Origin of the sequence: Pseudomonas sp. BN417, assembly GCF_029871205.1 — a bacterium.
In the GTDB taxonomy this organism is placed as follows: Bacteria; Pseudomonadota; Gammaproteobacteria; order Pseudomonadales; family Pseudomonadaceae; genus Metapseudomonas.
Genome location: NZ_SSOJ01000152.1, coordinates 30,075 through 44,408, shown reverse-complemented (window position 1 = coordinate 44,408; position 14,334 = coordinate 30,075). Strand labels below are relative to the sequence as shown.

The 14,334-nt window shown below is 64.6% G+C and carries 11 protein-coding genes; 9 read left to right on the top strand and 2 right to left on the bottom strand.

The genetic code is table 11. From position 1 onward, the window contains the following. Nucleotides 1-1,352: L-serine ammonia-lyase (locus E8F11_RS24205; protein WP_280289156.1), on the bottom strand; the 1,352-nt coding region annotated here is incomplete at its 3' end. Between the two features lie 421 nt (nt 1,353-1,773). On the opposite strand from E8F11_RS24205, the gene E8F11_RS24200 reads away from it, so the two are divergent. From E8F11_RS24200 to betI (E8F11_RS24175), 6 genes are all read left to right on the top strand, one after another. Continuing rightward, on the top strand, nt 1,774-2,730 hold the full coding sequence (locus E8F11_RS24200; protein WP_280291453.1) for a choline ABC transporter substrate-binding protein: 957 nt from the start codon (nt 1,774-1,776) through the stop codon (nt 2,728-2,730). 416 nt (nt 2,731-3,146) lie between these two features. Then, nucleotides 3,147-4,343, top strand: a complete 1,197-nt coding sequence (locus tag E8F11_RS24195) for a glycine betaine/L-proline ABC transporter ATP-binding protein (RefSeq protein WP_280291452.1) — start codon at nt 3,147-3,149, stop codon at nt 4,341-4,343. 2 nt (nt 4,344-4,345) lie between these two features. Next, nucleotides 4,346-5,233 carry a proline/glycine betaine ABC transporter permease gene (locus E8F11_RS24190; protein WP_280291451.1) on the top strand — a complete coding sequence of 296 codons (888 nt, stop codon included), beginning with the start codon at nt 4,346-4,348 and terminating at the stop codon, nt 5,231-5,233. Between the two features lie 35 nt (nt 5,234-5,268). Then, a complete protein-coding gene (locus tag E8F11_RS24185; protein ID WP_280291450.1) occupies nt 5,269-6,213 on the top strand; it encodes a choline ABC transporter substrate-binding protein in 945 nt (314 codons plus the stop codon). 151 nt (nt 6,214-6,364) lie between these two features. Then, complete coding sequence (locus E8F11_RS24180) at nt 6,365-7,222, top strand: glycine betaine ABC transporter substrate-binding protein (RefSeq protein WP_280291449.1); 858 nt, start codon at nt 6,365-6,367, stop codon at nt 7,220-7,222. Nucleotides 7,223-7,516: 294 nt separating this feature from the next. Continuing rightward, nucleotides 7,517-8,122 (top strand): transcriptional regulator BetI, encoded by a 606-nt coding sequence (gene betI / locus E8F11_RS24175; RefSeq protein ID WP_280291448.1) that lies wholly within the window; start codon nt 7,517-7,519, stop codon nt 8,120-8,122. A gap of 89 nt (nt 8,123-8,211) precedes the next feature. Here betI (E8F11_RS24175) and E8F11_RS24170 read toward each other — a convergent pair whose 3' ends face one another. Next, the gene (locus tag E8F11_RS24170) at nt 8,212-9,750 is read right to left on the bottom strand and encodes a BCCT family transporter (protein WP_280291454.1); all 1,539 of its coding nucleotides are present in this window, start codon (nt 9,748-9,750) and stop codon (nt 8,212-8,214) included. A gap of 288 nt (nt 9,751-10,038) precedes the next feature. Between E8F11_RS24170 and betI (E8F11_RS24165) the strand changes: the two genes are divergently transcribed. The 3 genes from betI (E8F11_RS24165) (at nt 10,039) to betA (ending at nt 13,998) form a co-directional block, all read left to right on the top strand. Further along, nucleotides 10,039-10,632 carry a transcriptional regulator BetI gene (betI, locus tag E8F11_RS24165; protein ID WP_280291447.1) on the top strand — a complete coding sequence of 198 codons (594 nt, stop codon included), beginning with the start codon at nt 10,039-10,041 and terminating at the stop codon, nt 10,630-10,632. A 47-nt stretch (nt 10,633-10,679) separates the two neighbouring features. Further along, complete coding sequence (gene betB / locus E8F11_RS24160; RefSeq protein WP_280291446.1) at nt 10,680-12,152, top strand: betaine-aldehyde dehydrogenase; 1,473 nt, start codon at nt 10,680-10,682, stop codon at nt 12,150-12,152. A gap of 157 nt (nt 12,153-12,309) precedes the next feature. Beyond that, nucleotides 12,310-13,998: a choline dehydrogenase gene (gene betA, locus E8F11_RS24155; RefSeq protein WP_280291445.1), complete on the top strand. Its 1,689-nt coding sequence runs from the start codon at nt 12,310-12,312 to the stop codon at nt 13,996-13,998. The last annotated feature ends 336 nt before the right edge of the window (nt 13,999-14,334 follow it).

Genomic DNA, 14,334 nt, shown 5'->3' with positions numbered 1-14,334 from the left:
AGGCCGCCGCGCGAGGTTTCCTTGTACTTGTCGTGCATGTCGGCACCGGTGTCGCGCATGGTGCGGATCACCTGGTCCAGCGAGATGAAGTGCTCGCCGTCGCCGCGCAGCGCCATCTGCGCCGCGTTGATCGCCTTCACCGCGGCGATGGCGTTGCGCTCGATGCAGGGCACCTGCACCAGCCCGCCCACCGGGTCGCAGGTCAGCCCCAGGTTGTGCTCCAGGCCGATCTCCGCGGCGTTCTCCAGCTGCGCCGGGGTCGCCCCCAGCACTTCCGCCAGCCCCGCCGCCGCCATCGCGCAGGCCGAGCCCACCTCGCCCTGGCAACCGACCTCGGCGCCGGAGATCGAGGCGTTCTTCTTGCACAAAATGCCCACCGCCGCCGCGCCGAGGAAGAAATTGACCACGTCGTCCTCGTTGGCCTCGGGATTGAAGCGCATGTAGTAGTGCAGCACCGCCGGGATGATCCCCGCCGCGCCATTGGTGGGCGCGGTGACCATGCGCCCGCCGGCGGCGTTTTCCTCGTTCACCGCCAGGGCGTAGAGGTTGACCCATTCCATGGCGCTCATGGTGCTGCCGATCACGTTCGGCTTGCCCAGCTCCTGCAGGCTGCGGTGCAGTTTGGCCGCGCGGCGGCGCACGTTGAGCCCGCCAGGGAGGATGCCTTCGTGGCCGAGGCCGTTGTTCACGCATTCCTGCATGGCGTCCCACAGTTTCAGCAGCCCGGCACGGATCTCCGCCTCGCTGCGCCAGGCCTTCTCGTTGGCCAGCATCAGCTCGGCGATGCGCAGGTTGTGGCGCTGGCACAGCACCAGCAGCTCTTCGGCGCTGGAAAAATCGTAGGGCAGCACGGTGGCGTCCTGATCCAGCTGGCCGGCCTTGGCCTGGGCCTCGTCGACGACGAAGCCGCCGCCAATGGAGTAGTAGGTGTCGCGGTGCAGTTCACCGGCCGCGCCTTCGACGATCAGGGTCATGGCGTTGGGGTGGTAGGGCAGGTTTTCCTCGAGCAGCAGCAGGTCGCGGTTCCAGTCGAACGGCACCGGCTGGCTGCCGTCCAGCAGCAGCTCGCGGGCCTCCTGCAGCGCCGCGATGCGCGGGGCGATCTGCTTCGGGTCGACCTTATCGGGCCATTCGCCCATCAGCCCCATGACCGTGGCGCGGTCGGTGCCGTGGCCGACGCCGGTGGCCGACAGCGAGCCGTACAGGCGCACCTCGACGCGGCGCACCTGCGCCAGCAGGCCACGCTCGCGCAGCGCCGTGGCGAACAGCGCCGCCGCGCGCATGGGGCCCACGGTGTGCGAGCTGGAGGGGCCGATACCGATCTTGAACAGGTCGAACACGCTGATAGCCACGGGACTACTCCGGGAAGGATCACTCTTGGCGCCATGATCGGCATTTCGCCGAACAGAGGACTTCCCACACCGACTTGCTCGTATCCAAATACGCCGTGCCCGATCCTTTAGGCTGACGCGGGCAATGTGGGGGCGAATTCATTCGCTAAGCAGGCCGAAGGACTGCCCTGCAAGATCCCCAAGGGGCAGCTGCGCTGCCCATAGCGAATGAATTCGCCCCCACAGAAAAAGCTGCCTCGAAATCCCCCGCTTCCCTACACCACCCGCGACAGATAAGTTCTGCGTGCGACCTGGTCGGTAGTCAGGCAATGCGTCTGGCACGCATGATCCGGGCGCCCGGCGGGCGCGGCCTGCAGCAGTCCGACAGCCACGCGAGTCCGGAAAAACGACAATAATTCCTGCAGTGGACGGACCCCTTCCCATGACTCGACCCACCACTACGCTGCTGGCCGCTTCGGTACTGGCCATTTCGATCTGCGCCACCCAGCCGGCCCTGGCCGCGGCCGACCCCGAACGCTGCTCAACCGTGCATTTCGCCGATGTCGGCTGGAGCGACATCACAGTCACCACCGCCGTCACCCGTCATGTGCTGAGCGAACTCGGCTACGTCACCAAGGTCAGGCGCCTGTCGGTACCCGACACCTACAAGGCCCTGGGCGAAGGCAAGATCGATGTCTTCCTCGGCAACTGGATGCCGAGCATGGAAAACGACATCCGTCCCTACCTTGAAAAAGGCACGGTGGAGAGCCTCGGCGCCAACCTCACCGGCGCCAAGTACACCCTGGCGGTGAACCAGGCCGCCTGGGAAGGCGGCATCAAGAGCTTTGCCGACCTGGCGAAGTTCAAGCAGCAGCTGGACGGGAAGGTCTACGGCATCGAGCCCGGCAACGACGGCAACAAGTTGATCCAGAAGATGATCGCGGGGAACGCTTTCGGCCTGGGCGACTTCAAACTGGTGGAGTCCAGTGAAAACGGCATGCTCTCCCAGGTGAAACGCGCCGAGCACCTCAAGCAGTGGGCGGTGTTCCTCGGCTGGGAACCGCACCCCATGAACAACCAGCTGAACATGCACTACCTGGAGGGCGGGGACGACTGGTTCGGCCCGGAATACGGCGGCGCCACCGTCTACACCAACGTGCGCAAGGGTCTGACCCAGGAATGCCCGAACCTCGGACAGCTGCTGAAGAACCTCAAATTCAGCCTGGCCATGGAGAACCACCTGATGGGGGCCATACTTAACCAGAGCACCAACCGCCGCCGCGAGGCCAAGACCTGGCTGAAGGCCAATCCCGACACCCTCGCCGCCTGGCTGAAGGGCGTCACCGCGCGCGATGGCAGCCCTCTTCCGGCGACGCTTGCCGGCGCCGAAGCGCCGTGACGAGGCGTATCCCGTGATATCCACGAGCCATGTCGCCACCCAACATATGAAGGTCGCAAACCGACAATTGCCAAGGCCTCAAGGCTTTATCGTTGAGTCACCCGATTTCGTCGCTGTCGGCTCCCGTGGGCCGACAGACCGCGAGCACTCCGCTCCGGACCGAAGAACACAAGCGGCAACCTCAACCCGAGCAGAGGTAGGCCTAATAAGAAATTTCGGAAGTACGCGCACCTCGGCTCGAGGTGCAGAACCCGCCCAGGGACTGGGTTTCGTAGCACTGCCAGAGGGCTGTCAGGTTCTCGAAACATTGTTATCCACACAGGCAAGACAGTCGGCATCACCAGGCTGGGCGTCGTCGAGCGCCCGTTCTGGCTCCGTGTAGCTGACCTGGATGTCTACTGAAGGGGAAATATCCCATGCAGTCTGGAAAGATCGTGGTTCAAAACCTCTACAAGGTTTTCGGGCAACAACCACAAGAAGCAATCGATTTACTCAAGCAGGGCTGGAGCAAGGAAAAGATCCTCGCCGAGCGCGGTGCCGTGATCGGCGTCAGCGACGTGTCCTTCAGCGTCAACGAAGGTGAAATCTTCGTGCTGATGGGCCTGTCGGGTTCGGGCAAGTCGACTCTGATCCGCCTGATCAACCGCCTGATCGAACCCACCGCCGGGGATGTGTTCATCGACGGCCAGAACGTCGCCAAGCTGCCCAAGTCGCAACTGATCGACCTGCGCCGCCGCGACATGAGCATGGTGTTCCAGTCCTTCGCCCTGATGCCTTCGCGCTGCGTGCTGGACAACGCCGCCTTCGGCCTGGAAGTCGCCGGCAAGGGCAAGAAGGAGCGCGAGAAGCGCGCCATGGAAGTGCTGGAGCAGGTCGGCCTGGCCAGCTTCGCGCACAAGTATCCCCATGAGCTGTCGGGCGGCATGCAGCAGCGCGTCGGCCTGGCCCGCGCCCTGGCGGTCGACCCGTCGATGATCATCATGGACGAGGCCTTCTCCGCCCTCGACCCGCTCAAGCGCCGCGAGATGCAGGACGTGCTGCTGGACCTGCAGAAGAAGCACAGCCGCACCATCATCTTCGTCTCCCACGATATCGAGGAAGCCATGCGCATCGGTTCGCGCATCGGCATCATGGAAGGCGGCAAGCTGATCCAGGTGGGCACGCCCCAGGAGATCATCGAGAACCCGGCCAACGACTACGTGCGCAACTTCTTCAACACGGTCGACACCAGCCGCTACCTCACCGCCGGCCAACTCAAGTCCGACAGCGTTCCGCTGTTCGTGCACAACGGCAAGGCCCCGGACGCGCAGATGGTCTGCCAGAAGCTGCAGGCCATGGACAAGCACTACGCCTTCATCGTCGACGAGAAGAACAACTTCCGTGGCTCCATCAGCCTCGAGAAGATTGCCCTGCTGGTCGAAGGTGGCCGCACCCTGGACCTGGAGCACAGCCTGCTCAAGCACATCGACCCGGTACCGGAGGACCTGCCACTGGACAGCGTCATCCAGCGCCTGGTGATCAATGAAGGGCCGATCCCTGTGATCGACCAGAGTGGCCGCTACTGCGGCGCGATCAGCAAAGGCCGCCTGCTGAGCCGCCTGCGGGGAGAATGACGATGAGCGAGAAACTGGATCTGGGCAGCTGGGTGAATGACGTCGTCCAGCACCTTCTGGAAAACTACAGCGGCGCCTTCGAAAGCGTCGGCAACGTGGTCAGCGGCTTTTCCGAGCTGATCGAACGCTTCCTGATGTGGCCGCCGGCCTGGGTGCTGATCGCGGTCTTCGTCGGCCTGGGCTTCTGGCGTATCGGCGCCAAGTTCGCGGCCTTCACTGCGGTCTCGCTGATCCTGATCGTGATGACCGGCTTCTGGGAACAGACCGTGGTCACCCTCGGCCTGACCTTCTCCTCGACCTTGATCAGCCTGCTGCTCGGCATCCCCCTGGGGATCTGGGCGGCCAGGAGCGAGCGCGTGGCCGTCATCATCCGCCCCGTGCTGGACTTCATGCAGACCATGCCGGCCTTCGTCTACCTGATCCCGGCGGCGATGCTCTTCGGCCTCGGCCGCGTGCCCGGCATCATCGCCACGGTGATCTTCGCCATGCCGCCGGCGGTGCGTCTGACCGCCCTCGGCATCCGTCAGGTGAACAAGGAAATCGTCGAAGCCGGCCAATCCTTCGGCTGCACCAGCTGGCAACTGCTATACAAAGTGCAGCTGCCGAATGCCATGCCGTCGATCATGGCCGGGGTCAACCAGACGATCATGATGGCGTTGTCCATGGTGATCATCGCGTCGATGGTCGGCGCCGGTGGCCTGGGTAACGACGTGCTCGCCAGTATCCAGCGCCTGGACATCGGCCTGGGCTTCGAAAGCGGCATGGCCGTGGTGCTGCTGGCGATCATTCTCGACCGTATCACCGAAAGTTTCGGGACTCGTCAAACCGCGACTCGTGGCAAGCCCTTTGGCTGGCTGAGCGCCAAGTTGCAGCGGCAGCAAGCGCAATAACCAACGCTTCACCTTTCAATGTCAGGGAGTCGCTAATGAAAAAAATGAAAAAAGTCGCTGCCTTGGGCCTCTTGGCCTGCGCGCTGGCCCAGGGTGCCTGGGCCCAGGAGCCGCAGAGCTGCAAGCAGGTCCGCTTCGCCGAGATCGGCTGGGCCGACATCGCCGCCACCACCGGCGTCGCCATGGTGCTGACCGAAGGCCTGGGCTACACCCCGCGCAAGATCATGGCCTCGGTGCCCATCGCCTTCACCGGGGTGAAGAACAAGCAGATCGATGTGTTCCTCGGCTACTGGGCCCCCTCCATGGACGCGGTGATCGAGCCCTTCACCAAGGACAACGGTGTGAAGGTGCTGCCGACCCCCAACCTGGAAGGCGCCAAGTACACCCTGGCGGTACCGACCTACGCGGCTGAGGCCGGCCTGAAGAGCTTCCAGGACATCGCCAAGTTCAAGGACCAGCTGGATGGCAAGATCTATGGCATCGAGCCGGGCAACGACGGCAACCTGCTGATCGACAAGATGATCAAGGGCAACCAGTTCGATCTCGGCAAGTTCCGCATGGTCGAGTCTTCCGAGGCCGGCATGCTGGTGCAGGTGCAGCGCGCGGTGAAGAAGAAGGAGCCGGTGGTGTTCCTGGGCTGGGCACCGCACCCGATGAACACCCAGTTCGACATCACTTACCTGGCTGGGGGCGATGACGTGTTCGGCCCGGACTACGGCGCAGCCAAGGTCTACACCGTGGTGCCGCCAGACTACGAGCAACGCTGCGCCAACGTCGGCAAGCTGCTGAACAACCTGCAGTTCACTGTCGAAACCGAAAGCCAGCTGATGGAGAAGATCCTCGAGAAGGAAGACCCGGTGAAAGTCGCCACTTCCTGGCTCAAGGCCAATCCGGCCGCGCTGGACAAGTGGCTGGCGGGCGTTACCACCTTTGACGGCCAGGACGGCGCCGCCGCCGTGAAGAAACACATCGGCCTGTAATCCCCCGGGCTCCGCTCCGGAGCCCGTTTCCTTGCAATTCGCCAATCGTGGCCCGGCAACGGGCCGCGAGGGGCACAGTCGCGAAACCCGCCTCAGAACGGGCCATCGACCACGTAGTTGGCTGCCAATCCCACCTGATGGAGCAATACGTATGCGCAAGTTGAAATCCCTTTGTCTGCAAACGCTCGGCGTCGCCGCCCTGGCCCTCGGTATGGGCACCGCCGGTGCCGCCGATAAACCGACCCTGAAGATCGGCTACGTCAACGGTTGGGACGACAGTGTCGCCGCCACCCATGTGGCGGGCGAAATCCTCAAGGAAAAACTCGGCTATGGCGTGGAGCTGAAACCCGTCGAGCCGGCGATCATGTGGCAGGGCGTGGCCCGCGGTGACCTGGACGCCACCCTCTCCGCCTGGCTGCCGGCCACCCACGGCGAGTACTACGCCAAGCTGAAGGACAAGGTGGTAGTGCTGGGCTCCAACTACAAGGGCGCCAAGATCGGCCTCATCGTGCCTGACTACGTGCAGGCCAAATCCATCGAAGACCTGAGCAAGTACAGCAAGGACTTCGACGGCAAGATCACCGGCATCGATGCCGGGGCCGGCGTGATGCGCCGCACCGAGGACGCCATCAAGCAGTACAACCTGGACATCAAACTGATGCCCAGCTCCGGCCCGGCCATGGCCACCGCCCTGACCCGCGCCGAGAAGGCCCAGAAACCCATCGTGGTCACCGGCTGGATCCCGCACTGGATGTTCGCCAAGTGGAAGCTGCGCTTCCTGGAAGACCCGAAAAAGGTCTATGGCGATGACGAGCACGTCGACACCGTGGTCAACCCTGGCCTGGAAGCCAAAGCCGCCGACGCCACCGCGTTCCTGAAGAACTTCTCCTGGAGCGGCGAGGAAGTGGGCGCCGTGATGCTGGCCATCCGCGAAGGCGCCAAGCCGGAAGCGGCCGCCAAGGACTGGATCGCCAAGAACCCCGAGCGTGTGGAAAGCTGGCTGAAGTAAGCCCCTGCCGCATGGCCAACCCCCACCGGCCTTCGGGCCTGTGGGGGTTTGTTTTTTCGCTGGGGCAGATTCCCTGTGGGGGCGAATTCATTCGCTTTGCAGGCCGCAGGTCTGCCCTGTGGATTTCCATGGGGCAGCTGCGCTGCCCTTAGCGAATGAATTCGCCCCTACATTGCAATCACCCCGACCTGGACCTCGCCGCCGCCCCCGATCGACCCCATCGATTGATCGATCAATCAAATTCCCCCTAGACTGCGCGCTTCCCATTCCCACACAAAATGATGGAAGTACCTGATGCCCAAGGTCGGAATGCAGCCGATCCGCCGCTCGCAGTTGATCCAGGCCACTCTCGAATCCGTCGACCAGGTCGGTCTCGGCGATGCCAGCATCGCTTACATCGCCCGTGTCGCCGGGGTGTCCAACGGCATTATCAGCCACTACTTCCAGGACAAGAATGGCCTGCTGGAAGCCACCATGCGCCACCTGATGGCCGCCCTCAGCTCCGCCGTGCGCCAACGCCGTACCGCCCTGCGCGACGACAGCCCGAGGGCGCATCTGCGCGCCATAGTGGAAGGCAACTTCGACGACAGCCAGGTCAGCGGCCCGGCGATGAAGACCTGGCTGGCCTTCTGGGCGGCCAGCATGCACCAGCCGTCCCTGCGCCGCCTGCAGCGGATCAACGACCACCGGCTCTACTCCAACCTCTGCTGCGAACTGCGCCGTACCCTCGACATCGACGACGCCCGCTCCGCCGCCCGCGGCCTGGCCGCACTGATCGACGGCCTGTGGTTGCGCGGTGCGCTCTCGGGCGATGCCTTCAACACCCAACAGGCCCTGCAGATCGCCTACGACTACCTCGACCGGCAGTTGGCCAAGGCGAAGACCGAAGTCCCGGCCTGATCCCCGTTCCCCACAAGAGCACGACCCACCCACAAACAAAAAAGCCCGGTCCATCGGACCGGGCTTTTTCATTCCAGCAGGGACCTCAGTCAGGCCGCTTCGCTGCGCAACACCACCCGAGGGACCGCAGCCGCGTCGCTCGCCGCCAGGTCCGCCTTCATGGTTTTCAGCAAGGCGAACATGTAGAGCAACAGCACCACCGAGAAGGGCAGGCCGGCCAGCACCACCACCGTCTGCATGGCGGTGAAGTTGCCGGCGAACAGCAGGCCGATGGTCGCCAGGGTCACTACGACCGACCAGAAGATACGCAGCCAGTTGGGTGCGTCCTCGTCCAGGTCGCCTTCCTCGCGGGACAGGTTGGCCAGCATCACCGAGCCTGAGTCGGCCGGGGTGAGGAAGAGCACGAAGCCCACGCAGATCGACAGGCCGATCACCGCCTTGGCCCAGGGGTAATGCTCCAGCAGCAGGTAGATGGACATGGCCGGTTGTTCCAGCGCCGCCTTGCCCAGGTCCGCCGCGTTCTGGTTCATCACCAGGTCGATGGCGCTGTTGCCGAACACCGAGAGCCAGGCCAGGGTGAAGCCCAGCGGGATCAGCAGCACACCGCAGACCAGTTCGCGCACGGTGCGGCCGCGGGAAATACGGGCCACGAACATGCCGACGAAGGGCGCCCAGGAAATCCACCAGGCCCAATAGAACAGGGTCCACAGGCCCATCCACTCTTCGCTCTTGCCGGACTGGCCGGTGTAGACGTAGAGGTCGAAGGTCTTCAGCACGAGGCCGTTGAGGTAATCGCCCAGGTTTTGCACGAAACCGTTGAGCAGGTGCAGGGTCTCGCCGGCCAGCAGCACGAACAGCAGCAGGCCGCTGAACAGGATGATGTTCAGGTTGGACAGGCGGCGGATGCCCTTCTCGATGCCGGATACAGCGGCCAGGGTCGCCACCGCGCTCATCACCAGGATCACCGCCAGCAGCGCGCCCTGGCTATGGGGCAGACCGAACAGGTACTCCAGGCCCGAGGACACCTGCAAGGAGCCGATCCCCAGGTTGGTCACCAGGCCCAGCAGGGTCACGAAGATGCCGAAGCAGTCCACCGCGTTGCCCACCGAACCCTTCATCAGGCGCTCGCCGAACAGCGGGTAGAGCGCCGAACGCAGGGCCAGCGGCTTGTTGTGGCGATAGGCGAAGTAGCCGACCGCCAGCCCCACCAGCGCATAGATGGCCCAGCCGTGCACGCCCCAGTGGAGGAACGTCAGCTGCAGCGCCTGGCGCGCGGCGGACTGGCTGCCCGGCTCGCCTTCCGGCGGGTTGTACAGATGGTCGATGGGCTCGGAAGCGGCGAAGTAGAGCAGCGAAATACCGATGCCCGAGGAGAACAGCATCCCGGCCCAGGCGCCGTAGCTGAAGTCCGGACGGCTGTCGTCGGCGCCCAGGCGCAGATGGCCATAACGGGAGAAGGCGACATAGAGGACGAAGAACAGGTAAGCACCGATGGCCAGCATGTAATACCAGCCGAAACTGCGCGAGAGCCAGCTCTGGGCCTTGCCGAGCCAGGCGCCGGCACTATCGGGGAAGGCGATCAAGGCAACCGTGAGCAGCAGGATGAGCGCGGTGGATCCGAAGAACACGACCGGATTCAGGCGCACCTTGCCATGGTTTGTTGTTATGGAAGCTGTACTCATTTGGAGTTTCCAGGGCAGTGAAAGCAGGCGCCTGGTAGGCGCAACGACAGACCCGCGCCAGCGGCCGGCGACGGGTGGAATCCGCCGGCAGATGGCCTGGAATCAGGTGCGGCGAACTGCCGCATCCCGTTCCATGGTGCGCATCGTATTCTTTGTTGTTTGAACGTTCAATAAAAATAAAGTAGGCTGGATTTCAACCTATCCGGGAAAGGCCCGGTAGAGGAGGAAACCCCAATGCCCAAAGTCGGAATGCAGCCCGTGCGCCGCACCCAACTGATCCACGCCACACTCGAGGCGGTGGACCAGGTCGGCATGGGCGACGCCAGCATTTCCTACATCGCCAAGCTGGCCGGGGTCTCCAACGGCATCATCAGCCACTACTTCCAGGACAAGAACGGCCTGCTGGAAGCCACCATGCGCTTCCTCATGAACGATCTGCAGGGCGCGGTGCGCAAGCGCCGCGAGGCCATGCGCGACGAGAGCGCGCGTGGCTACATCCGCTCGATCATCGACGGCAACTTCGACGAGACCCAGGTCAACGGCCCGGCCATGAAGACCTGGCTGGCGTTCTGGGCCAGCAGCATGCACCAGCCGTCGCTGCGCCGTTTGCAGCGCATCAACGACCTGCGCCTCTACTCGAACCTCTGCTGGCAGTTCCGCCGCGAGCTCGATGCCAGGAGCGCACGCGCCGCAGCCCGGGGCCTGGCCGCCCTGATCGACGGCCTCTGGCTGCGCGGCGCGCTGTCCGGCGAAGCCTTCGATACCGAGCAGGCCCGCCGGCTTGCCTACGAATTCCTTGATCAACAACTGGCCAAGCAGGCGGCTTGAACCGCCCTGCCGCCTTGCGAACACAAGACCTAGAGAGGACAACCACCATGGCCCGATTCGAAGAACAGAAGCTCTACATTGGCGGTCGCTACGTCGACTCCACCAGCGGCGCCAGCTTCGAGACCGTCAACCCGGCCAATGGTGAAGTCCTGGCCAAGGTCCAGCGCGCCAGCAAGGACGACGTCGAGCGCGCCGTCGCCAGCGCCGTCGAGGGCCAGAAGGTCTGGGCCGCGATGACCGCCATGCAGCGCTCGCGCATCCTGCGCCGCGCCGTGGACATCCTGCGTGAGCGCAACGACGAACTGGCCGAGCTGGAAACCCTGGACACCGGCAAGCCGCTGGCCGAAACCCGCGCGGTGGACATCGTCACCGGTGCCGACGTGATCGAGTACTACGCCGGCCTGATCCCCGCCATCGAAGGCGAGCAGATCCCGCTGCGCGAAACCAGCTTCGTCTACACCCGCCGCGAGCCCCTGGGCGTGGTCGCCGGCATCGGCGCCTGGAACTACCCGGTGCAGATCGCCATGTGGAAATCCGCCCCGGCGCTCGCCGCCGGCAACGCCATGATCTTCAAGCCCAGCGAAGTCACCCCGCTGACCGCGCTGAAACTGGCCGAGATCTACACCGAAGCCGGCGTGCCGGACGGCGTGTTCAACGTCCTCACCGGCAGCGGCCGTGAAGTCGGCCAGTGGCTGACCGAGCACCCGCTGATCGAGAAGATTTCCTTCACCGGCGGCACCTCGACCGGCAAGAAGGTGATGGCCAGCGCCTCCAGCTCCTCGCTCAAGGAAGTGACCATGGAACTGGGCGGCAAGTCGCCGCTGATCATCTTCGAAGACGCCGACCTCGACCGCGCCGCCGACATCGCGGTAATGGCCAACTTCTTCAGCTCCGGCCAGGTCTGCACCAACGGCACCCGCGTGTTCGTCCCGCGTGCCCTGCAAGCCCGCTTCGAAGCCAAGGTGGTCGAGCGCGTCAAGCGCATCCGTCTGGGCAACCCGGAAGACGCCGACACCAACTTCGGTCCGCTGACCAGCTTCGCCCACATGGAAAGCGTGCTCGGCTACATCGAGTCCGGCCGCAAGGAAGGCGCGCGCCTGCTGATCGGCGGCGAGCGCGTCATCAACGGCGAATTCGCCAAGGGCGCCTATGTGGCCGCCACCGTGTTCAGCGACTGCACCGACGACATGACCATCGTCCGCGAGGAAATCTTCGGCCCGGTGATGAGCATCCTGGTCTACGACACCGAGGAAGAAGTGATCCGCCGCGCCAACGACACCGAGTACGGCCTGGCCGCAGGCGTGGTCACCCGCGACCTGGCCCGCGCCCACCGCGTGATCCACAAGCTGGAAGCCGGCATCTGCTGGATCAACACCTGGGGCGAGTCCCCGGCCGAAATGCCGGTGGGCGGCTACAAGCAGTCCGGCGTCGGCCGCGAGAACGGCCTGACCACCCTGGCCCACTACACCCGCATCAAGTCGGTGCAGGTCGAGATGGGCGACTACTACTCGGTGTTCTGACCGACGCCGGCCCGGACGAACGCCCGGGGGCGCATCCAGCGCCCCCCGGATTTCATCCGGGCCACGACTCGACACCGACCCTGGTAGCCCGGATGCAATCCGGGGAAGAGAGATGCCGCGCCCCGGAGCCGTCCGGGTCATTTAGCAGGTAAGTCATATGTCACAAGAATTCGATTACATCATCGTTGGCGCCGGCTCCGCCGGTAACGTCCTGGCCACCCGCCTGACCGAAGACGCCGACGTCAGCGTGCTGCTGCTCGAAGCCGGCGGCCCTGACTATCGCCTGGACTTCCGTACCCAGATGCCCGCCGCCCTCGCCTTCCCGCTGCAGGGCCGCCGCTACAACTGGGCCTACGAGACCGACCCCGAGCCCTACATGAACAACCGCCGCATGGAGTGCGGCCGTGGCAAGGGCCTGGGCGGCTCCTCGCTGATCAACGGCATGTGCTACATCCGCGGCAACGCCATGGACTTCGACAGCTGGGCCAAGGCGCCGGGCCTGGAAGACTGGACCTACCTGGATTGCCTGCCCTATTTCCGCAAGGCGGAAACCCGCGACATCGGCCCCAACGATTTCCACGGCGGCGACGGCCCGGTGAGCGTGACCACGCCCAAGGCCGGCAACAACCCGCTGTTCCACGCCATGGTCGAGGCCGGCGTGCAGGCCGGCTACCCGCGTACCGAGGACCTCAACGGTTATCAGCAGGAAGGCTTCGGCCCCATGGACCGTACCGTGACTCCCCAAGGTCGCCGCGCCGCCACCGGCCGGGGCTACCTGGACCAGGCACGCAACCGCCCTAACCTGACCATCGTCACCCATGCCCTGAGCGACCGCATCCTGTTCAGCGGCAAACGCGCCACTGGCGTGGCCTACCTCAAGGGCAACAGCGACAACCTGATCACCGCCCGCGCCCGTCGCGAAGTGCTGGTGTGCAGCGGCGCCATCGCCTCCCCGCAACTGCTGCAGCGCTCGGGCGTCGGCCCGGCGGCCCTGCTGCGCGACCTCGACGTGCCCGTGGTGCATGACCTGCCGGGCGTCGGCGCCAACCTGCAGGACCACCTCGAGCTCTACCTGCAGTACGCGTGCAAGGAGCCGGTGTCCATCTACCCCGCCACCAAGTGGTGGAACCAGCCCATGATCGGTGCCGAGTGGCTGCTCCTGGGCAGCGGCCTGGGCGCCAGCAACCAGTTCGAGGCCGGCGGCTTCATCCGCACCCGTCCGGAATTCGAGTGGCCGAACATCCAGTACCACTTCCTCCCGGTGGCGATTAACTACAACGGCAGCAAAGGCGTGCAGGAGCACGGCTTCCAGGCGCACATGGGTTCCATGCGTTCGCCGAGCCGCGGCCGCATCCACCTGAAGTCGAAGGACCCGCGCCAGCACCCGAGCATCCTGTTCAACTACATGTCCCACGAACAGGACTGGCAGGAATTCCGCGACGGCATCCGCATCACCCGCGAGATCATGGGTCAGCCGGCGCTCGACCCGTACCGCGGCCGCGAGCTGAGCCCAGGCGCGAACCTGAAGTCCGATGCCGAACTGGACGAGTTCATCCGTACCCACGCGGAAACCGCCTTCCACCCGTCCTGCTCCTGCAAGATGGGCACCGACGACATGGCGGTGGTGGACGGCCAGGGCCGCGTGCACGGCATGGACGGCCTGCGGGTGGTGGACGCCTCGATCATGCCGGAGATCATCACCGGCAACCTCAACGCGACCACCATCATGATCGCCGAGAAGATCGCCGATAAGATCCGCAACCGTAAGCCGTTGCCGCGCAGCACCGCCGCGTACTACACGGCGGGCGACAAGCCGGTACGCGGCAAGCCGCTGCGCCAGCTGTAATCGGCAGCGGTAACGACCAAGGCCCCTGGTGCAGCGCACCAGGGGCCTTTTCATTTCCGTGAGGTGGGCCTATGTAGGGGCGAATTCATTGGCTCTGTCTGCGTTAGCTGTTGTTGCATCGAATAAAACGCCCTAACACGGTATTTTCAGACCTCCGCACTTGCCTGATACACCCCTCACCCCCGCCCCTCTCCCAAAGGGCGAGGGGTGACTCGCGCCTGACAGGGTGCGGCAATCCTGATGCCTGCTCATTGCCTGAACCTGTGCAGAAGCGGTGGGGCAGCGATTCCGCCCCGTCAGAAGGCCGAGCGGAAGCGTTGCGCAGGGGGACGAGCG

What these genes read in the sequence shown, in the direction of transcription:
- E8F11_RS24200 (WP_280291453.1), top strand. Translation starts at nt 1,774, where the DNA reads ATGACTCGACCCACCACTACGCTGCTGGCCGCTTCGGTACTGGCCATT.
- E8F11_RS24195 (WP_280291452.1), top strand. Translation starts at nt 3,147, where the DNA reads ATGCAGTCTGGAAAGATCGTGGTTCAAAACCTCTACAAGGTTTTCGGG.
- E8F11_RS24185 (WP_280291450.1), top strand. Translation starts at nt 5,269, where the DNA reads ATGAAAAAAATGAAAAAAGTCGCTGCCTTGGGCCTCTTGGCCTGCGCG.
- E8F11_RS24180 (WP_280291449.1), top strand. Translation starts at nt 6,365, where the DNA reads ATGCGCAAGTTGAAATCCCTTTGTCTGCAAACGCTCGGCGTCGCCGCC.
- E8F11_RS24190 (WP_280291451.1), top strand. Translation starts at nt 4,346, where the DNA reads ATGAGCGAGAAACTGGATCTGGGCAGCTGGGTGAATGACGTCGTCCAG.
- betI (WP_280291448.1), top strand. Translation starts at nt 7,517, where the DNA reads ATGCCCAAGGTCGGAATGCAGCCGATCCGCCGCTCGCAGTTGATCCAG.
- betI (WP_280291447.1), top strand. Translation starts at nt 10,039, where the DNA reads ATGCCCAAAGTCGGAATGCAGCCCGTGCGCCGCACCCAACTGATCCAC.
- betA (WP_280291445.1), top strand. Translation starts at nt 12,310, where the DNA reads ATGTCACAAGAATTCGATTACATCATCGTTGGCGCCGGCTCCGCCGGT.
- betB (WP_280291446.1), top strand. Translation starts at nt 10,680, where the DNA reads ATGGCCCGATTCGAAGAACAGAAGCTCTACATTGGCGGTCGCTACGTC.